At 62.0% G+C, this 17,710-nt stretch carries 17 protein-coding genes, 1 tRNA gene and 1 pseudogene; 8 read left to right on the top strand and 11 right to left on the bottom strand.

Translation table 11 applies throughout. The features are described from left to right. Position 1 precedes the first annotated feature (1 nt). Genes ACFSOZ_RS03285 through melA form a run of 4 tightly spaced genes read left to right on the top strand, consistent with a single transcriptional unit; the run spans position 2 to position 5,215 of the window. Positions 2–1,009: an ABC transporter permease gene (locus tag ACFSOZ_RS03285; RefSeq protein ID WP_379093652.1), complete on the top strand. Its 1,008-nt coding sequence runs from the start codon at positions 2–4 to the stop codon at positions 1,007–1,009. Between the two features lies 1 nt (position 1,010). Beyond that, complete coding sequence (locus tag ACFSOZ_RS03280; RefSeq protein WP_379093649.1) at positions 1,011–2,147, top strand: ABC transporter permease; 1,137 nt, start codon at positions 1,011–1,013, stop codon at positions 2,145–2,147. 10 nt (positions 2,148–2,157) lie between these two features. Beyond that, positions 2,158–3,825: an ABC transporter ATP-binding protein gene (locus ACFSOZ_RS03275; RefSeq protein WP_379093647.1), complete on the top strand. Its 1,668-nt coding sequence runs from the start codon at positions 2,158–2,160 to the stop codon at positions 3,823–3,825. A gap of 19 nt (positions 3,826–3,844) precedes the next feature. Beyond that, positions 3,845–5,215: an alpha-glucosidase/alpha-galactosidase gene (melA, locus tag ACFSOZ_RS03270; protein ID WP_379093644.1), complete on the top strand. Its 1,371-nt coding sequence runs from the start codon at positions 3,845–3,847 to the stop codon at positions 5,213–5,215. Between the two features lie 12 nt (positions 5,216–5,227). On the opposite strand, the gene yacG is transcribed toward melA, so the two are convergent. The 9 genes from yacG to ACFSOZ_RS03225 form a co-directional block, all read right to left on the bottom strand. Further along, positions 5,228–5,425, bottom strand: a complete 198-nt coding sequence (gene yacG / locus ACFSOZ_RS03265; RefSeq protein ID WP_379093641.1) for a DNA gyrase inhibitor YacG — start codon at positions 5,423–5,425, stop codon at positions 5,228–5,230. Further along, positions 5,422–6,051: a Maf-like protein gene (locus ACFSOZ_RS03260; RefSeq protein WP_379093638.1), complete on the bottom strand. Its 630-nt coding sequence runs from the start codon at positions 6,049–6,051 to the stop codon at positions 5,422–5,424. The genes yacG and ACFSOZ_RS03260 overlap by 4 nt, the downstream gene beginning before the upstream one ends. Positions 6,052–6,072: 21 nt before the next feature. Then, positions 6,073–6,291: a translation initiation factor IF-1 gene (gene infA, locus ACFSOZ_RS03255; protein ID WP_006200926.1), complete on the bottom strand. Its 219-nt coding sequence runs from the start codon at positions 6,289–6,291 to the stop codon at positions 6,073–6,075. An 86-nt stretch (positions 6,292–6,377) separates the two neighbouring features. Further along, positions 6,378–6,833, bottom strand: coding sequence for an arsenate-mycothiol transferase ArsC (locus ACFSOZ_RS03250; protein ID WP_379093858.1), 456 nt, complete (start codon positions 6,831–6,833; stop codon positions 6,378–6,380). Then, positions 6,821–7,306 carry a UPF0262 family protein gene (locus ACFSOZ_RS03245; RefSeq protein WP_379093635.1) on the bottom strand — a complete coding sequence of 162 codons (486 nt, stop codon included), beginning with the start codon at positions 7,304–7,306 and terminating at the stop codon, positions 6,821–6,823. The genes ACFSOZ_RS03250 and ACFSOZ_RS03245 overlap by 13 nt, the downstream gene beginning before the upstream one ends. A gap of 6 nt (positions 7,307–7,312) precedes the next feature. Next, a complete protein-coding gene (gene hisD, locus ACFSOZ_RS03240) occupies positions 7,313–8,605 on the bottom strand; it encodes a histidinol dehydrogenase (RefSeq protein ID WP_379093632.1) in 1,293 nt (430 codons plus the stop codon). 7 nt (positions 8,606–8,612) lie between these two features. Next, positions 8,613–9,047, bottom strand: a complete 435-nt coding sequence (locus tag ACFSOZ_RS03235; RefSeq protein WP_379093629.1) for a DUF2948 family protein — start codon at positions 9,045–9,047, stop codon at positions 8,613–8,615. Between the two features lie 173 nt (positions 9,048–9,220). Then, complete coding sequence (gene murA, locus ACFSOZ_RS03230; protein WP_379093626.1) at positions 9,221–10,513, bottom strand: UDP-N-acetylglucosamine 1-carboxyvinyltransferase; 1,293 nt, start codon at positions 10,511–10,513, stop codon at positions 9,221–9,223. 128 nt (positions 10,514–10,641) lie between these two features. Then, positions 10,642–10,842 carry a hypothetical protein gene (locus ACFSOZ_RS03225; protein ID WP_379093623.1) on the bottom strand — a complete coding sequence of 67 codons (201 nt, stop codon included), beginning with the start codon at positions 10,840–10,842 and terminating at the stop codon, positions 10,642–10,644. Between the two features lie 161 nt (positions 10,843–11,003). Between ACFSOZ_RS03225 and ACFSOZ_RS03220 the strand changes: the two genes are divergently transcribed. Next, positions 11,004–11,078: transfer RNA gene (locus tag ACFSOZ_RS03220), tRNA-Thr, on the top strand. Positions 11,079–11,408: 330 nt separating this feature from the next. On the opposite strand, the pseudogene ACFSOZ_RS03215 reads toward ACFSOZ_RS03220, so the two are convergent. Together ACFSOZ_RS03215 and ACFSOZ_RS03210 are read right to left on the bottom strand one after the other, a co-directional pair. Then, positions 11,409–11,936 (bottom strand): annotated as a pseudogene (locus ACFSOZ_RS03215) (DUF1194 domain-containing protein); the annotation flags it as partial. 847 nt (positions 11,937–12,783) lie between these two features. Further along, positions 12,784–13,077, bottom strand: coding sequence for a hypothetical protein (locus ACFSOZ_RS03210; protein WP_379093620.1), 294 nt, complete (start codon positions 13,075–13,077; stop codon positions 12,784–12,786). Positions 13,078–13,164: 87 nt separating this feature from the next. On the opposite strand from ACFSOZ_RS03210, the gene ACFSOZ_RS03205 reads away from it, so the two are divergent. The 3 genes from ACFSOZ_RS03205 to ACFSOZ_RS03195 all read left to right on the top strand — a co-directional run bounded on the left by ACFSOZ_RS03205 (position 13,165) and on the right by ACFSOZ_RS03195 (position 17,679). Next, positions 13,165–15,387, top strand: coding sequence for an alpha/beta fold hydrolase (locus ACFSOZ_RS03205; protein ID WP_379093618.1), 2,223 nt, complete (start codon positions 13,165–13,167; stop codon positions 15,385–15,387). A 254-nt stretch (positions 15,388–15,641) separates the two neighbouring features. Next, positions 15,642–15,935, top strand: coding sequence for a GYD domain-containing protein (locus ACFSOZ_RS03200; RefSeq protein WP_379093615.1), 294 nt, complete (start codon positions 15,642–15,644; stop codon positions 15,933–15,935). A 742-nt stretch (positions 15,936–16,677) separates the two neighbouring features. After that, positions 16,678–17,679, top strand: a complete 1,002-nt coding sequence (locus ACFSOZ_RS03195) for a YihY/virulence factor BrkB family protein (RefSeq protein ID WP_379093612.1) — start codon at positions 16,678–16,680, stop codon at positions 17,677–17,679. Positions 17,680–17,710: the final 31 nt, after the last annotated feature.

The following is a 17,710-nucleotide window of genomic DNA, read 5'->3' as shown; positions in this document are numbered from 1 at the left end:
CATGTTGCGATTCCTGCTCACGCGCATAGCGTCGGCAATACCGGTCCTCGCTATTCTGAGCCTGGTCACCTTTGCCATCATCCAGGCGCCGCCGGGCGATTATGCCGATTACATCCGCTCGCAGCTGATCAATCAGGGTGGAGCCTCCTTCGCCGAGGCCGACGCGCAGGCCCAGGCCTATCGCATCGAGCATGGCCTCGATAAACCGCTGCCCGTTCAGTATCTCAACTGGATCGGCGGCATCATCACCCGCGGCGATTTCGGCTACAGCCTCTACTACAACAAACCGGTCGCCGATGTGGTCGGCGAGCGCCTGCCGCGCACGCTGCTTCTGGCGCTGGTTTGCCATCTGCTCGCCTCGGTGCTGGGCATCGGCTTCGGCATTTGGGCGGCGACCCGGCAATACACCTGGATCGACTCGACGCTGTCGGCCATCTCGTTCCTCGGCATGACAGTGCCGCGCTTCCTGATGGCGCTGATCATCGTCTATCTCCTGGTCTTCCAGTTCAACGTGTCGGAAATCGGCAGCTTCTTCTCGCCGCAATATGGCGGCGCGCCGTGGTCGTGGGCCAAGTTCGTCGACCTGGTCAAGCATGTCTGGCCGGTCGTGGCGATCGCCACCTTCGGCGGCCTCGCCTACAACATGCGTGTCATGCGCGGCAATCTGCTCGACACGCTGAACGCGCAATATGTCGAGACGGCCAGGGCCAAGGGACTGACCGGCGCCGCCGTCGTCATGCGCCACGCCGTGCCCAACGCGCTGCATCCGCTCGTCATGTATCAGGGCGTGGTGCTGCCCTACATGCTCACCGGTGAGATCGAGACGGCGATCATCTTCGCGCTGCCGACCGTCGGCCCGGCGATCGTCGGCTCCATGGCTGTCGGCGACGTCTACGTCACCGCCACCTTCATGATGGTTCTGTCGGCGACGCTGATCGTCGGCAACATCATCGCCGACATGCTGCTCGTCCTGCTCGATCCGCGCGTGCGCCAGTTCGGAGAAACCTGAGATGCTGGCTCTTGACAATCTGCCACCGCCGCTCCCCGCCGAGGGAGCCATCAGCAAGCCACAGCGCGGCAACGAGAGCTACATGGCGCTTGTCTGGCGCCGGCTGAAGCGCTCCTGGACCGGCATGGCCGGGCTTTGCCTCGTGGTGCTGCTGCTGGTGATGGCCGTGTTCGCCGAGTTCCTGGCGCCGATGGATCCTAAGGTCACCGATGTCGGCTTCGCCCCGCCGCAGCTGCCCAGCTTCCACGACAAGGACGGCAATTTCGTCGTGCGGCCGAGGGTCTACGCGCTGGCCGATTCGGCGGACCTCGATCCGGTCACCTTCCAGCCCGTCGTCGGCCCCGACTATGACCATCCAAGGCTGCTTGGGTTCTTCGCTCATGGCGCGCCGTACAAGTTCTTCGGGCTGTTGCCGGCGGACCGGCATCTGTTCGGTTCGCTGGATGGCCAGCCGGTGCATTTCCTCGGCACCGACAAGTTCGGCCGCGACGTGCTGTCGCGCGCCATCCATGGCTCGCGTGTCTCGCTGATGATCGCGTTGACGGTCGTCTTCATCATCACCGTCATCGGCACCACCGTCGGCATGGTCTCAGGCTATTTCGGCGGCAGGTTCGATGTCTGGATGCAGCGCTTCGTCGAACTGGTGCTCGCCTTCCCGCAGCTGCCGCTCTATTTGGCGCTGACGACGCTGATCCCGGTTACAGCCCCCACCAACGTGTTCCTTGCTTTCGTAATCATCGTCATGTCGGCATTGGGCTGGGCGCAGATGTCGCGCGAGGTGCGCGGCAAGACGCTGGCGCTGGCGCGGATCGAGTATGTGCGCGCCGCCATGGCCGTTGGCGCCACCGACCGGCGCATCATCATGCAGCACATCTTCCCCAATGTGATGAGCCATGTGATCGTCGCCGTGACTCTGGCGATCCCGACCGTGGTGCTGCTGGAATCCTTCCTCGGTTTCCTCGGCTTCGCCGTCAAGCCGCCGCTGATCTCCTGGGGTCTGATGCTGCAGGACACCGCGACCTATTCCGTCATCGGCACCTATCCCTGGATCCTGTCGCCGGTCGGTTTCGTGCTCGTCACCGTCTTTGCCTTCAACGCGCTGGGAGACGGCCTGCGCGACGCCGTCGACCCCTATTGAGGTGGCTGGGATGACCGTCGTGCTCGCCGAATCCTTCGCCCCGATCGTCCGTCACGACCATGACGGACGCCAGGACCAGCCCATCATCGACGCCCGCAATGTCGCAGTGTCCTTCAAGGTCGAGCATGGCGCCGTCGAAGCGGTCAAGGACATCTCGTTCCAGCTCTATCGCGGCGAGACGATCGCGATCGTCGGCGAATCCGGTTCCGGCAAGTCGGTGACGGCGCGCACCGTCATGGGACTGCTGTCGCGGCGCGCCACGGTGTCGCCCGGGTCGAGCGTCTGTTACGACGGACAAGACATCCTGAAATTCCCCGAGCGCGCCCGGCGCCAATTGCGTGGCAACCGCATCTCGATGATCTTCCAGGAGCCGATGAGCTCGCTCAACCCGATCTACACGGTCGGCAGCCAGATCGTCGAGGCGATCAGGGTGCATAGCAAGATGAGCCGCAAGCAAGCCTGGGCACGGGCGCTTGAACTTCTGCAGCACGTGCAGATCCCGGACCCGGAAGCGCGGCTCAAGCAGTATCCGCACCAGCTCTCGGGCGGGCAACGCCAGCGCGTGATGATCGCCATGGCGCTGGCCAACAATCCCGATGTGCTGATCGCCGATGAGCCGACCACGGCGCTCGACGTCACCGTCCAGGCGCAGATCCTGAACCTGATCCGCAGCCTGCAGAAAGAGCTGCGCATGGCGGTGATCCTGATCACCCACGACCTGACCGTGGTGCGCCAGTTCTCCGACTACGTCTATGTCATGCAGCTTGGCGAAATGTGCGAGCACAACGTCACCGAACGGCTTTTCGCCGATCCGCAGCATCCCTACACGCGGCGGCTGCTTGCGTCCGAGCCGCGCGGGCGGCCAAAGCCGCTCCCCGACGGCAGCAGTACCATTCTCGAGGCGAGCGGCGTGCGCGTCTCCTTCATGCTGCGCCACGGCAGCTTCCTGAAACCGGACTGGCGCGAGCTGGTTGCCGTCGACGACCTCGGCCTCAAACTCTGCCGCCATGAGACGCTCGGGCTGGTCGGCGAATCCGGCTCCGGCAAGACCACCTTCGGCCAGGCCCTGCTCAGGTTGATCGACGCCAAGCGCGGCGAGATCCACTTCGACGGCAAGCCGATCCACGGCCTGTCGCGGGCCGAGATGCGGCCGCTGCGCTCGCGCATGCAGATCGTCTTCCAGGATCCGTTCTCGTCGCTCAACCCGCGCATGACGATCGGGCAGATCATCGAGGAAGGACTGATCGTCAACAGCATAGGGGCGACGCGGCGCGAGCGGGTCGACCGGGTGCGCGAGGCGCTAGTCAGCGCCGGCATGCCCGGTGATATCCTATCGCGGTTTCCGCACGAATTTTCCGGCGGCCAGCGCCAACGCGTCGCGATCGCCCGCGCCATCGCGCTCGAACCCGAATTCATCCTGCTCGACGAGCCGACCTCGGCGCTGGACCTCTCCGTCCAGGCGCAGATCATCGACCTCTTGCGCAAGCTGCAGGACGAGCGCGGCTTGAGCTACCTCTTCATCTCGCACGACCTCAAGGTGGTGCGCGCGCTGTGCCACCGCGTCATCGTCATGCAGCACGGCAAGATCGTCGAGCAGGGCCCCGTCGACGAAGTCCTGTCCAATCCCAAGACCGCCTACACCGAACGGCTCGTCAGGGCCGCTTTCGACGTGGCCTGAACATATGCCGGAGGTTAGCGTGGCAAGAAATCCCAAGATCACTTTCATCGGCGCCGGATCGACGGTGTTCATGAAGAACATTGTCGGCGACGTGTTGCAGCGCCCGTCGCTTTCCGGCGCGACGATCGCGCTGATGGACCTCAATCCGCAGCGGCTGGAAGAGAGCGCCATCGTCGTCAACAAGCTGATCTCGACGCTCGGCGTCAAGGCCAAGGCCGAGACCCATTCGGACCAGCGCAAGGCGCTGGCGGGCGCCGACTTCGTCGTCGTCGCCTTCCAGATCGGCGGCTATGAGCCCTGCACGGTCACCGACTTCGAAGTGCCGAAGAAATACGGCCTGCGCCAGACGATCGCCGACACGCTCGGCGTCGGCGGCATCATGCGTGGCTTGAGAACCGTGCCGCATCTGTGGAAGATCTGCGAGGACATGCTCGCCGTCTGCCCGCAGGCGATCATGCTGCAATACGTCAACCCGATGGCGATCAACACTTGGGCGATATCAGAGAAATACCCTGATATCAGGCAGGTCGGCCTCTGCCATTCGGTGCAGGGCACGGCAATGGAACTGGCGCACGATCTCGACCTTCCCTACGAAGAGATCCGCTACCGCTCCGCCGGCATCAACCACATGGCCTTCTATCTCAACTTCGAGCATCGCCAGCCGGACGGTTCCTACCGCGACCTCTATCCCGATCTCGTTCGCGCCTATCGCGAAGGCCGTGCGCCCAAACCCGGCTGGAACCCGCGCTGCCCCAACAAGGTGCGCTACGAGATGCTGACGCGGCTTGGCTATTTCGTCACCGAAAGCTCGGAACATTTCGCCGAATACACGCCCTATTTCATCAAGGAGGGCCGCCCGGACCTGATCGAGAAATACGGCATCCCGCTGGATGAGTATCCCAAGCGCTGCATCGAACAGATCGAGCGCTGGAAGGGGCAGGCGGAAGCCTATCGCTCGGCCGATCGCATCGAAGTCGAGCAGTCGAAGGAATATGCCTCCTCGATCATGAATTCAGTGTGGACGGGCGAACCCTCGGTGATCTACGGCAATGTCCGCAACAATGGCTGCATCACTTCGCTGCCCCGGGATTGCGCCGCCGAAGTTCCGTGCCTGGTCGATTCCTCGGGTATCCAGCCGACTTATATCGGCGACCTGCCGCCGCAATTGACCGCGCTGATCCGCACCAACATCAACGTGCAGGAACTGACGGTGCGGGCGCTGATGAGCGAGAACCGCGATCACATCTACCATGCGGCGATGATGGATCCGCACACCGCCGCTGAGCTTGATCTCGACCAGATCTGGTCACTGGTCGATGATCTCTTGGCCGCTCATGGCGACTGGTTGCCGGCCTGGGCACGTATCAACCGCAAGAACGAGGCCGCCTGACCGGCTCCGCGCTCATTTCGGCTCGTTGGCGTCCGGCTCTTCCTCGTCGTCGCGGGCGGAGATGACATAGGCGCCCTTCAGCCAGCGGTTGAGGTCGATGTCCTTGCAGCGCGTCGAGCAGAACGGAAAGGTGTCGCGCGCCGACGGCTTGCCGCATTCAGGGCAGGGGCGCTTTGGTCGTAGCGGCGTTATTTTGGGGTCGGAATTCACGGCCGGGTTCCCGCCAGCCAGCCGCCATGCACCTTGAAGCCTTCGCCGGAAAGCAGCGCCACCGTCTCATAGAGCGGCAGGCCGACGATGTTGGTGTAGGAGCCGACCAGCTTGACGACGAAGGCGCCGGCGAGACCCTGGACGGCGTAGCCGCCGGCCTTGCCGCGCCACTCGCCCGACGCCACATAGGCGTCGATTTCCTCGCGCGGCAGCCGCTTGAAGCGCACCCGCGTCTCGACCAGCCGCTGACGCAGTTTGCCGCCCGGCGTGATCAGGCAGATGCCGGAATAGACCCGGTGCGAACGGCCTGACAACAGCCCGAGGCAGTTGGCGGCGTCGTCGAGGGTTTCGGCCTTGGGCAGGATGCGTCGCCCGACGGCGACCACCGTATCAGCCGCCAGCACGAAGCCCGGCGCATAGTCGGCCTCGGCCTGCAGCGATGCGAACGCCTTCTCGGCCTTTTCCTTCGACAGGCGCTTGGCAAGCGAGCGCGGATGCTCGGCACGCAACGGCGTCTCGTCGACATCGGCCGGCAGCACGCGGTCCGGCTCGATGCCGGCCTGCTGCAAGAGCTCGATCCGGCGCGGCGAACCCGAGGCAAGCACCAGCTTCTGCAAAATGCTCATCGCGGACCAGTCGGGCTTTGCTTACTTGAAACGATAGGTGATGCGGCCCTTGGTCAGGTCGTATGGCGTCATCTCGACCAGAACCTTGTCGCCGGTCAGCACGCGGATGCGGTTCTTGCGCATGCGGCCGGCAGTATGGGCGATGATCTCGTGTTCGTTTTCGAGTTTCACCCTGAACATCGCGTTGGGCAACAATTCCGTCACGACACCCGGAAACTCGAGGACTTCTTCCTTCGGCATTCGATACCTTTGCTTGGATGGCAATTCCAGCGCCTGGCCGGAATTTCGGCGGAACCTATATGATAATCGCCCGCTTGTGAACACGCTTAATCGGCAGCCTCCGGAGCGGCGAAACGGCGGCTGATCCGCGCTTTCAGCCGCTCGCGCACGTCGCGATAACTGGCCATGATCTGTTCGCGCGTGCCGGCGGCATCGGTCGGGTCCGGCGTCGGCCAGTATTCGACCTCGACGGCGAGCGAGCGGGTGAGTTCGAGCGCCGCGTGATGTGCTTCCGGCGCCAGCGTGACGATGAGGTCGAAATAGTCGTCCTCCAGATCGTCCATCGTCCTTGGATGGCGCTCGCCCAGCGATAGACCTTCCTCGGCCAGCACCGCATCGACGAACGGATCGCGCTCACCGGCGCGAACGCCGGCCGAGGCGACGAAGATGGTGGCCGGCAGCGCCCGCCGCGCCAGTTGCTCCGCCATCGGCGAGCGCACTGCGTTCATGCCGCACAGGAACAGGATCGAGCGGGGCAGGGTAGCCAGGGCTAACCCCGCCAGTGCAGCACGCAGACCAGCGTGAACAGCCGGCGCGCCGTATCGAAGTCGATGTCGATCTTGCCGGCCAGCCGGTCCATCAGCGTTTGCGAGCCCTCATTGTGCAGGCCGCGGCGGCCCATGTCGATCGCCTCGATGTGGCTCGGCGTCGAGGAGCGGATGGCGTCATAGTAGCTTTCGCAGATCATGTAGTAGTCCTTGACGATGCGCCTGAGCGGCGTCAGCGACAGGATGTGGGTAACGACGGCAGCCCCGTCCTCGCGCGCCACGGCAAACACCAGGCGTTGCTCGGCCAGCGACAGCTTCAGCCGGTAGGGCCCGGCGCCGCTGTCATTGACGGGTTGAAAGCTGTTCTCCTCGATCAGGTCGAAGATCGCCACCGCGCGTTCATGCTCGACGTCGGGCGTCGAACGGCCGATCGATTCATCGAGTTCGACATCGATCAGTTTTGCGCGGGTTTGATCGGAGCCCGTCATGATGGCCTACATGTTCAACCGAATGGCGACCGAGCGACCATGCGCGTCAAGGCCTTCCGCCTTGGCCAGCGCGATCGCCGCCGGCGCCAGAAGCCGCAACTGCTCCGGTCCAAGCTTCAGGATCGAGGTTCGCTTGACGAAATCGAGCACGGATAGGCCCGACGAGAAGCGCGCCGATCGTGCCGTCGGCAGCACGTGGTTGGAGCCGCCGACATAGTCGCCGATGGCTTCCGGCGTGTGGCGGCCGAGAAACACGGCACCGGCATTGCGCATCCGTGCAAGGAAGCCTTCGGCATCGTCGATGGCCAGTTCGACATGTTCGGCCGCGACACGGTCGACCAGCGGCAGCGCGGCGTCGATCGTCGGCACAAGAATCACCGCGCCGAAATCGCGCCAACTCGCCGCTGCCGTTTCGGCGCGCGGCAGGCTCTGCAACTGGCGCTCCACGGCCTGTTCGACAGCACGACCGAAGGCCGGATCATCGGTGACCAGGATCGACTGCGCCGAGGCATCGTGCTCGGCCTGGGCCAGCAGGTCGGCGGCGATCCAGTCCGGATCGTTGCTGGCGTCGGCCACGACAAGCACTTCCGAGGGACCGGCGATCATATCGATGCCGACGGTGCCGAACACCTGGCGTTTGGCCGCTGCGACATAGGCATTGCCGGGTCCGACGATCTTGGCCACCGGCCTTATGGTCTCGGTGCCATAGGCAAGCGCCGCGATCGCTTGCGCGCCGCCGACGCGATAAATCTCCGACACGCCAGCGATATCCGCCGCCACCAGCACCAGCGGATTGATGATGCCGCCGGGCGCCGGCACCACCATGACGATGCGCTCGACGCCGGCCACCCCCGCCGGTATGGCATTCATCAGCACCGAGCTTGGATAGCTCGCCGTGCCGCCCGGCACATAGAGCCCGACCGCCTCGATCGCAGTCCAGCGCCAGCCGAGCTCGACGCCGGCGGCATCGGTGTAGCGATCATCCCTCGGCCGCTGCCGCTCATGATGCGAGCGAATACGGTCGCGTGCGAATTCCAGCGCCTCGATCGTCTTGGGGTCGGCGGCCTTGTAAGCCCAGGCGATGTCGTCCTTCGACACGGCAATGCCGAGACTCCCGAGGTCGGCATGGTCGAATTTCCGGGTGTAGTCGATCAGCGCCGCATCGCCCTCGGCGCGCACGCGCGCAATGATGTCGCGCACCGCGGTATCGACATCGGCCGAGACCTCGCGCTTGGTCAAAAGGAAGGCGGCGAAGCGCTGCTCGAAATCGGCATCGGACTGGCGAAGCGTGATGGCCATCGGACGCTCAAGCCTTGTGGACGGGGCGCGACGTGGCTTCCCACGCGCCGCCAATGTCGGCAAGGCGGGCCTCGATGCACTCGACATCGAGCATGATGGTGCCGCCGCCCGAAAAGATCAGCTCGACAATGCCGGCCGGCTTGCTGATCTCGATGAAGCTGATCGCCAGCAGCGACAGGATCTCGGCCGGCTTGTCGCGGGCGATGCCATTGGTCTTGGCGCCAAGCACGCGATCGAAATGCAGCACCGCCTGCCGCCGCTCATTGTGCTGGCGAAACAGGCCGGATTTGGCCTCCCAAACGAAGCGGTTCATGGTCAGCACGAAACGCTTGGCCGCAGGCAGGAATTCGAGGTCACTGACTTTCAGTACGGCGTCCTGGACATGGGCCGAGACGATGCTCAGATCCTGATCGTCGAGTGCGATAAGCTTAAGGGCGGTCATGCGGATTTCGCACCTGAAGGTTGGTTGTTCAGCCTTCTGTTAGGCGGTCTTTCCGGTCCGTGCAACCGCGACTGGTATAGGCGCCGTCGACGAAGCTGCCGATCTCCCCCCTTGCCGGGGAGATTGGAGGCCGCTTCGGCTTTCGCCAATCACCAACGCTGGACGGCAGTTGCCTAAGCCGAAATCCGCTCGATCACCGCGCCGCAGTTGGACAGCTTTTCTTCCAGCCGCTCGAAGCCGCGGTCGAGATGGTAGACGCGGTTGACCGTCGTCTCGCCTTCGGCCGCGAGACCAGCGATGACCAACGAGACGGAGGCGCGAAGATCGGTCGCCATCACCGGCGCGCCCTTCAGCTTCGGCACGCCGTCGACGATCGCCGTCTGGCCCGAAAGCGTGATGTGGGCGCCGAGCCGGGCCAGTTCCTGCACATGCATGAAGCGGTTCTCGAAGATCGTCTCGGTGATGCGCGACTTGCCCTTGGCCATCGTCATCAGGCCCATGAACTGCGCCTGCAAATCGGTCGGGAAGGCCGGGAACGGTGCCGTCGTCACGTCGACCGGCGAAATACCGGCGCCGTTGCGCCTCACACGGATGCCGGAATTGGTCGGCGTGATCTCGGCGCCGGTCTGGGCGATCACGTCGAGCGCGGTCTGCAGCAGCTCGGGGCGCGCGCCTTCGAGCACGACGTCGCCGCCGGTCATGGCAACGGCCATGGCATAGGTGCCGGTCTCGATGCGGTCGGGAATGACGCGGACGCGGGCGCCCGACAGTGATTCGACGCCGTCGATGGTGATGGTCGGCGTGCCGGCGCCGGAAATCTTCGCGCCCATGGCATTGAGGCACTCGGCAAGGTTGACGATTTCGGGCTCGCAGGCGGCATTTTCAAGCACCGTCTCGCCCTTGGCCAGCGCCGCCGCCATCATCAGCACATGGGTGGCGCCCACCGAGACCTTCGGGAACACGTAGCGGTTGCCGACAAGCCGGCCATTCCGGGTCTTGGCGATGACATAGCCGGTGTCGACGTCGATATCGGCGCCCAGCGCCTGCAGGCCCTCGAGGAACAGGTCGACCGGGCGCGTGCCGATGGCGCAACCGCCCGGCAGCGACACCTTGGCCTCGCCCATGCGGGCCAGCAGCGGGCCGATCACCCAGAACGACGCGCGCATCTTCGACACCAGCTCGTACGGCGCTGTCGTGTCGACGATGTTGCGGGCCGAGAAATTGATGGTGCGCGAATAGCCCTCATTCTGCTTCTCGCGGCGGCCATTGACCGAATAATCGACGCCGTGATTGCCGAGGATGCGGATCAACTGCTCGACATCGGCGAGATGCGGCACGTTTTCCAGCGTCAGCGTGTCGTCGGTCAAAAGCGAGGCGATCATCAGCGGCAGGGCGGCGTTTTTCGCGCCCGAGATCGGGATGCTTCCGGCAAGCTTGTTGCCGCCGACAATTCTGATGCGATCCATGGAAGAACGTTCCTCTCGACCAAAAAGGCCGGTTCAATCGTTTGAGTATCGGCCCGTCTAGACCATTGGCCGGTCCGGTTCAAGAAATAGGATTTCGCCCACTCCGGTCCAAGAGTGGTCGATTTGAGTTAATCTTTTTGCAATTCCTTTGCAGCAGTGAGCCCGTCCGGTCGCTGGTCGGCCTCGCCGGTGCGCTGCTTGTCAGCGTCCCCGGTGCGCCGCGAGCGCGACTGCGCCTTGCGCTTCTGCAGATTGGCCCGTAATTGCTCCGCGAGCCGATCCTGGCGGTTCGTGCCGCCTTTTTTCACAGGAATTGTCTTGTCGTTCATTGTCCCGTCCCGGCCGGCGACCCGCCAGCCCGCCAATCAGGGATAGCCAACATTGTGGCGCCGCCATGTCATCAAAAGCGATCCGGCAAAGGCTTTCACAGAAGCGTTGCACTTGGCCTTGCGCTTGCCGGTTCGATATGGCAGAAGCCCCGCCATCGGCGGCTGCGGTAGCTCAGTGGTAGAGCACTCCCTTGGTAAGGGAGAGGTCGAGAGTTCAATCCTCTCTCGCAGCACCAGTCCATCTCTTTGAAATCATTGAAGTGGTTGGCACGCAACGCCCGGCTTGCCCGCCCAAGCCGATGGTCAGTCGAACATACCCCATCAGGCTGTCGGGCGGCCGGCAGGGGCCTCCTGCTCCAGCAATCGGCCATCCTCCCGAAGCCTTGAAACGAGGCGTTTCGGAGATATTCCTCACCGCGCAGATGGCAAACCGACCGTTTATGCGGACAGGCGGTTGTTATGCATCCGGTGCCCTTCGACACTAGGAGCCTCGACGTCGTCGGAATGGACCCGACTTCTCGAAGCAGTTTGTTTAGTATGGCCCACTGGAATTCAGCGAAACTGTCGGCTGGAATAACAAATGAGCCAGGCCCTCCGATAACATGCCGCTCATAATATTCGGAGGTCGTCTCGCCATTTTCTACTTCAGCGCCGATTGGCAGACCATTGATGACGATTCCTTTCTGAAGCGCTCTCCGGCGGCTATTCTCGAGTGAAAATCCGTCATTGTTTGTCCCGTCACCAGAGATATCGATGACCCTGCGCGACGTTGGGACAGGCAGTTTATCCAAGGCATCAACAGATGCGTCGATTGCGTATGAGATGGATGTTCTCGCACCATGCGGATCAGGGCTTTGCCTGTCCGGCATTTTCCGGATTGCGGCCGCAATTATGGCGGCATCATTTGCGTCAGCGAGAATCGCCCAGTCCAACCGAGTTTCCAAGGAGCCAAAGCTCGACCATTCGATGAAGGTGACAGCTATCTTGCTGTGCACACCCTTTTTTATCATCTTGAGCACGGGGGAAGATTCCAAAGCAGCTGCGTAGCTTTCGCGTTGTAGATTTGCCTCGATTTGGTTGATGGAGCCGGACATATCGGCTGCAAGGACGATCGCGACGTCGACTGCCATAGACTCCTCAAGAAGCGACTTCTCGCTGACGCCGAAAGCACCGTCATGAATAGACTGGCCTGCGATCACCAGAATTCCTAGCAGCCCTGCGGTCAAAACAGAAAACGAGAGAGTTTCCATCTTCAATCGCCCTAGCAAGGCGTGCCTCAGCACGCTCCGCAGGAAACACAAGCGTCGTCAGATGTGGTGTCGTCGCGCGTCGCACAGAGGTGTGGATGCGGTCAGCATGCAGGTTTCGTTGCAACCTTTATTTGTGTTTCTCGACGAAAGTTTTGCATGCAGGTGACAGCTGATCGATCATGCTTTGAAGATCACATTTGCCGATCGGTGTCATTGGGCAGAGCCGTTTGTAGTCGGGCCTGCATTCTTTGCCCTGGAAGCTTTTGAAGGCTTTTGCCTCCGCGGCGATGGTGTCCAAAAGTATTCCCGAGCATGCTAACACCAGCCCTAACCACAGATACCTCCCCATAGCCCTCTCCACTTGTTGCGTCGCAATCTCGATCAAGTAAATTAGAATATGCTAATGGAAGGCGCACTGCAAGCCGGCAACTCGCAGGATCTAGAACAAGTGCACGCGCCTCTCCTTTTGCATGCCTCCCATCGTCGGCTGTCAGGAACGGCAATGGTGCGGTGGAGGCAAGTGGCAGCTTCTATTCCCGGGCTTCGCAACAGCGATGCCCGGTCTTCGCGGGGTCTTCGGCAAATGACGGGGTCACGTAACGCAGGAATGGTGAACGCTAGCCACTGCCGCCGCCCTGCCTGCCATTCCGTTGCATCTGCCCACGCTCTCTCGCAGGCACAGTCGAGCCGATCATTCCAGCGATTGGGTTATCGACGGTGACGACCTTTCCGATTTCTCGGCCGCTCCGACGGGAGCGACCAAGCGCCTGAGAAAATCCCTCCCGGCATCTGCTATCAGCACACAGGCGCGGATCGTCGTCGTCCGGAGATCGAACGAGCGCAGCGTTGATTCTCGGCCGGCCCGCTGCTTCTCAAGATAGCGCGCGAGCGCAATATCGTGGCGAAGCGGCGCAACCGCGTAGCGCGGCCGCGGGCTCTGCCCGGGATCATCATGCCAAATGGGCCACTCGTTGGGGTGTTGCATAGCATCCTCCTGAGACAAGGGCTGCCTCGTCCGGACAATCTCCTCCACCGCCCGTGAGAAATGCGTTGGAACCAGCGTGATGGATGCGTGAAAAGCGTCACGCCGGCAAAATCGCGGTTGAAACAAGGGCAGGTAGGGGAAATGATTGCCGGTGGAGCTATGGCTGTGGCGGATTCGATGGCGCACCTTCATCTCTGTCTGCTCGGTGGTTTCGATTTTGCCAGCGATGTAGCGACGGTTCCGCTCCTCAGCCGCAAGGCGCGTGCCATGATGGCTTACCTCGCCCTGCAGTCCGGACACGCGCAGTCGCGCGAGAAGCTCGCTTCCCTTTTGTGGGGTTGCAACAGTGAGACCCAGGCCCGGACGAACCTGCGGCAGGCCTTGTCTGCCGTCAGGAGGGCGACGCACGCATCCGGGGGCGGGACGTTCCTCACCGAGGGCGACACCATCAACCTCAATCTCGACGATCTCGATTTCGATGTCGCGCGGTTCGAGGCGCTGGCCGCTGGCTCCGCCCCCGAGCAGCTCGAGCAGGCGCTTGCTGTCTATCGTGGCGACCTCCTCGAGGGCTTCGGTCTGAAGGAGGAGCCGTTCGAAGACTGGCTGAGGTTGGAGCGCGAGCGATTGAGGGCAATCGTCATCGCGGTGCTGGAGAAGCTGGTCGCCCACCATTCCGCGACAAGCGATCTTGCATCATGGGTTCGGGCAGCGACGCGCCTGTTGGCTTTAGAACCGCTACGGGAAGACATCCACCGCGCCCTGATGCGGGCCTATGTAGCCCAGGGCCACGTCAACTTGGCCCTGAAACAATATGAGCGCTGCCGCGATGCCCTGCAGCGGCAGCTCGACTTGCGACCCGAGCCCGAAACCCGGAAGCTGTATGACGACCTTCGGGCGCGCCGCATGACGTCGGATGCGGCTGTTCCATTACCCAGCGGTTCAACTGCGCCACAGACGCGATCCCAAGCCGATGAGCGTCCGGATTTCTCAGGTCAGTCCGTCAGGCCCTCAACGCACTACGTCAAATCGGCAGGGATCAACATCGCTTATCAGGTGACCGGCGACGGGCCGATCGACCTGATATATGTGCCTGGATGGGTCTCCAACCTCGACCTTGCCTGGTCGTCACCGCGGCTGGCGCACGTGCTCCAGCGCCTAGGCAGCTTCTGCCGCCTGATCCGCATGGACAAGCGCGGCACGGGGCTGTCAGACCGCAATGTCGGTCTGCCGACGATGGAAGAGCGGATGGAAGACGTGCGGGCGGTGCTGGATGCGGTCGGCTCGAAACGCACGGTCCTGTTCGGCAGTTCCGAGGGCGGCCCCATGTGCATGCTGTTCGCGGCGACGTATCCCGAGCGCACGGCGGCACTCGTTCTCAACGGAGCCTATGCCAGCGGCAGATGGTCGAAGGATTACCCCTGGGCGAAAACAAGCGACCAGGTGGAAGAAGATCTGGCCGTTGTCGAGAGGGAGTGGGGAGAGCCGACGGACATGAGCAACGCGGCGCCTAGTCTAATGAGCGACAGTTTTGAGAGAGAATGGTTCGCCGCCTACCTCAGGAATTCAGCCTCGCCCGCCGACGCGATCTCGCTCTGGCGCTGGGGCACCGAAATCGATGTTCGCGACATTCTGCCTGCCATCCATGTTCCAACACTGATCGTGCAGGCGACGGGCGACCGCTGGGTAAAGCGGGAAGAAGGACGCTACCTGGCAACGCATATTGAAGGCGCCAGATATACTGAGCTTGCCGGTCGGGATCACGTGATCTGGGGCGAGAATTCCGATCGCCTCGTCGATGAGATCCAGGCATTCGTCACCGGTGCCTTGCCGGCAGCGCCGGGCGAAGGGGTTCTGGTGTCGGTGCTGTCCCTGGAGATAGGCGGCCCGCCTTCTGATGCCGGCGCAGATCTGACTGATCGACACGCCGAAGCGATCCGCCGCGAACTGCTCATTGCCGAAGGACGACAAATCAAGCGCTCCGCGAGCGGATTTCTCGCCGTTTTCCAACGGCCGACCCGGTCGATCCAGTGCGCGATCGCGATCCGTCAACGCCTAAGACAATCCGGTCTTGAGGTCCGCTCGGCAGTCCATACCGGCGAATGTGAAGTGCGCGGTGATGATTTCACCGGTGTCGCGATCGAGTTGTCATCGCGGCTGCTCGATCATGCGCGCCCAGGCGAGATCATTGCCTCGCGGACGGTTCGTGATCTCGTGGTTGGCTCCGGCCTGATGTTTGAAGAGCGCGGTGACACGGAAATTGCCGGGCTTGCAGGGAGCTTGCAGCTATTTTCCGTTGGTGGGCCAGGCTGACGGCGATGAACCCGATGGCCGGCCTGGCACACGCCGACGGCTTAGAGTTCGCACATCAAGATCGTGGCCACGGAAATAGCCTTCTCGGGGAATCTCGACGAACTCCACTTTGGTCTTGTTTGATTTGAAACGACAACGGCGCTCGATGCCCTCCTTGCCGCAAGTGGTTCACGCACCTGACTCGTGGTATCGTAGTTCCGGGAGACGGCGGACGCGCCGTGAGTGCCCGCCCGCTCCCATTGTGGGAGGAACCAATGGCTTACTACGTATTGCTGTCGAGTTTCACAGATCAAGGTATCAAGAGCATAAAGGATACTCAGAAACGTGCTGAGGCCTTCAAGGCGGCGGCCAGCAAAAGCGGTATCAAGGTTCACACCCTGTTGTGGACGCTTGGTCAATATGATGTTGTGGCGATTGCCGAAGCCGACGACGACATTGCTGCGACCGCACTAGCCTTATCAATAGCATCGCTAGGCAACATCAGAACTCAGACATTGAGAGCGTTCGACGCGGCAGATATGGCCAAGATAATGGCAAAGATGGCCTGACCGCCACTGTCCATGCGGGGGCGATCGAAGCCCGGCCGGCGAGTGGACCGGCGGGGAGGACCGTCTCATTCCCTTGAAGCGAAAACCCTGGGCGAGGCCGGGGTTTTTGAGGGACGTTCAACGAGCTATTCTGGTCTATTCGCAATTGTAGCCAGCTGCATAGCAGCTACCAGAATTGCGGCTTGGTGGCTTACCCGCTGGCGCTTTTGATAGATGCGTAGCCTGCCCCGCCAGTTCGATGTGACCTTATTCCTCGACGCGCAGCGCGCCGAGCTGGAAGAACGGCTGCTAATCGGTGGATCGACCTCGGCTATTCAAGGGCAGACGCGGAAGCCAAGGTGCGTGGCAACGATATGCCGAATGTCGACATGGTTCTTCAAAACAGTCTGCCCCCTGATATGGCTTGGCATTCGGTCGACTAGGCCCTTGGCATCGTTGCTAGTGGGTTAATCGGGAAGGCCTTGGCACTGAAAGCTCGCCAGAGGTGTTGCTCCGGCATGATGTGGGAACCTTGCAGGACAACCTTTGTCATGGGCCAAAAACCGACGAAGCGGCGGTTGGAGTGGTTTGTTCCGGCCCAGATTTCGCGACAGGACTGTCGTGGGATCCAGTAGGCTCACTGCCGGCGCTAGCCTTAAAGGGGTTTGAGCCCGTGACTTGGACGTGGCCCCCAATCGGAACATCGGAAGTTCTGGCGCATTGCTAGTGGACGCCATTGCCACTCACTGCCTACGGACTCGAAGTGCGACCCTCGATCACAAATGTATGGGACTTGGTGCGAGAAAGCCTAGTCGGCTTTGTCAACGACGATGCTCTTAGTCATGGTGCTGCGATGGCTTTTTATGCCGCCACGTCGCTGGCGCCGATTTTGCTGATTGTGGTTGCGATCGCAGGTCTCGTTTTCGGGCATGATGCCGCACAATTGGCTTTGTCTGCCCAGATCTCCGGGCTGATGGGACCAGAAAGCGCCGATCTCCTTCAGACTGCTCTCGAGAGCGCATCGAGCAAGCTATATGGAACCTGGGCCGCCGTGATTGGGCTAGTCACCTTGTTGGTGGCCGCGTCTGGCGTCTTTGGCGAAATGCAGCAGTCGCTGAACATGATTTGGAAGGTCGAACCGCAGGGCAGTTCCTTGTCGCGTCTGATGCGGGCACGTGCCGCCAGTCTGGGGCTGGTGGCTTCGCTCGGATTCCTGTTGCTGGTCTCTCTCATAGCAAGTGCTGCGATTTCGGCACTGGGTAATTTCATCAACGCCTATCTGCCGCTCGGAACGATCATCCTCAGCATGATCAACGCCGTCGTTTCGTTTGCCCTCATCTCTTTGTTGTTCGCTGCCATTTACAAAGTTTTGCCCGATCGAAGGCTCGAATGGCGGGATGTAGGGATTGGTGCTGTTGTGACCGCTGCCCTGTTCACGCTCGGAAAATCACTCATTGGCTGGTATCTCGGCACCAGTGCGATTGCGTCCTCATATGGTGCTGCCGGTGGACTGCTCGTCATACTGCTCTGGGTTTACTACTCATCGGAAATTTTTCTTCTCGGTGCCGAATTCACTCGCGCCTATTCCGTTCGTCATGGCAGCAGGTCGGATCTGGACGCGCTGGTTCACAGTACTTTGCCCGCAAGAGACGTCCCATTTCGCGCAAAGAAAACGTCCAGCTCTGCCGGCGTTGTCGCGCTGATAGCGGTGGCGTGCGCGAGCGCAACGTTGACCACCCTTATGCTGGGTCTTCGCCGGCCGTAAACCTCGCGGCAGGCGTTCGGCAGGCATGCCA

The sequence above is a fragment of the Mesorhizobium newzealandense genome (assembly GCF_042682145.1).
Lineage (GTDB): Bacteria > Pseudomonadota > Alphaproteobacteria > Rhizobiales > Rhizobiaceae > Mesorhizobium > Mesorhizobium newzealandense.
Note: the sequence above shows the minus strand (reverse complement) of the source record. Positions and strands in the feature narration are given on the sequence as shown.

What these genes read in the sequence shown, in the direction of transcription:
- ACFSOZ_RS03235 (WP_379093629.1), bottom strand. Translation starts at nt 9,047, where the DNA reads ATGACCGCCCTTAAGCTTATCGCACTCGACGATCAGGATCTGAGCATC.
- hisD (WP_379093632.1), bottom strand. Translation starts at nt 8,605, where the DNA reads ATGGCCATCACGCTTCGCCAGTCCGATGCCGATTTCGAGCAGCGCTTC.
- ACFSOZ_RS03200 (WP_379093615.1), top strand. Translation starts at nt 15,642, where the DNA reads ATGGCTTACTACGTATTGCTGTCGAGTTTCACAGATCAAGGTATCAAG.
- ACFSOZ_RS03260 (WP_379093638.1), bottom strand. Translation starts at nt 6,051, where the DNA reads ATGAGCATTTTGCAGAAGCTGGTGCTTGCCTCGGGTTCGCCGCGCCGG.
- infA (WP_006200926.1), bottom strand. Translation starts at nt 6,291, where the DNA reads ATGCCGAAGGAAGAAGTCCTCGAGTTTCCGGGTGTCGTGACGGAATTG.
- ACFSOZ_RS03225 (WP_379093623.1), bottom strand. Translation starts at nt 10,842, where the DNA reads ATGAACGACAAGACAATTCCTGTGAAAAAAGGCGGCACGAACCGCCAG.
- ACFSOZ_RS03245 (WP_379093635.1), bottom strand. Translation starts at nt 7,306, where the DNA reads ATGACGGGCTCCGATCAAACCCGCGCAAAACTGATCGATGTCGAACTC.
- ACFSOZ_RS03285 (WP_379093652.1), top strand. Translation starts at nt 2, where the DNA reads ATGTTGCGATTCCTGCTCACGCGCATAGCGTCGGCAATACCGGTCCTC.
- ACFSOZ_RS03210 (WP_379093620.1), bottom strand. Translation starts at nt 13,077, where the DNA reads ATGCAACACCCCAACGAGTGGCCCATTTGGCATGATGATCCCGGGCAG.
- murA (WP_379093626.1), bottom strand. Translation starts at nt 10,513, where the DNA reads ATGGATCGCATCAGAATTGTCGGCGGCAACAAGCTTGCCGGAAGCATC.
- ACFSOZ_RS03280 (WP_379093649.1), top strand. Translation starts at nt 1,011, where the DNA reads ATGCTGGCTCTTGACAATCTGCCACCGCCGCTCCCCGCCGAGGGAGCC.
- ACFSOZ_RS03275 (WP_379093647.1), top strand. Translation starts at nt 2,158, where the DNA reads ATGACCGTCGTGCTCGCCGAATCCTTCGCCCCGATCGTCCGTCACGAC.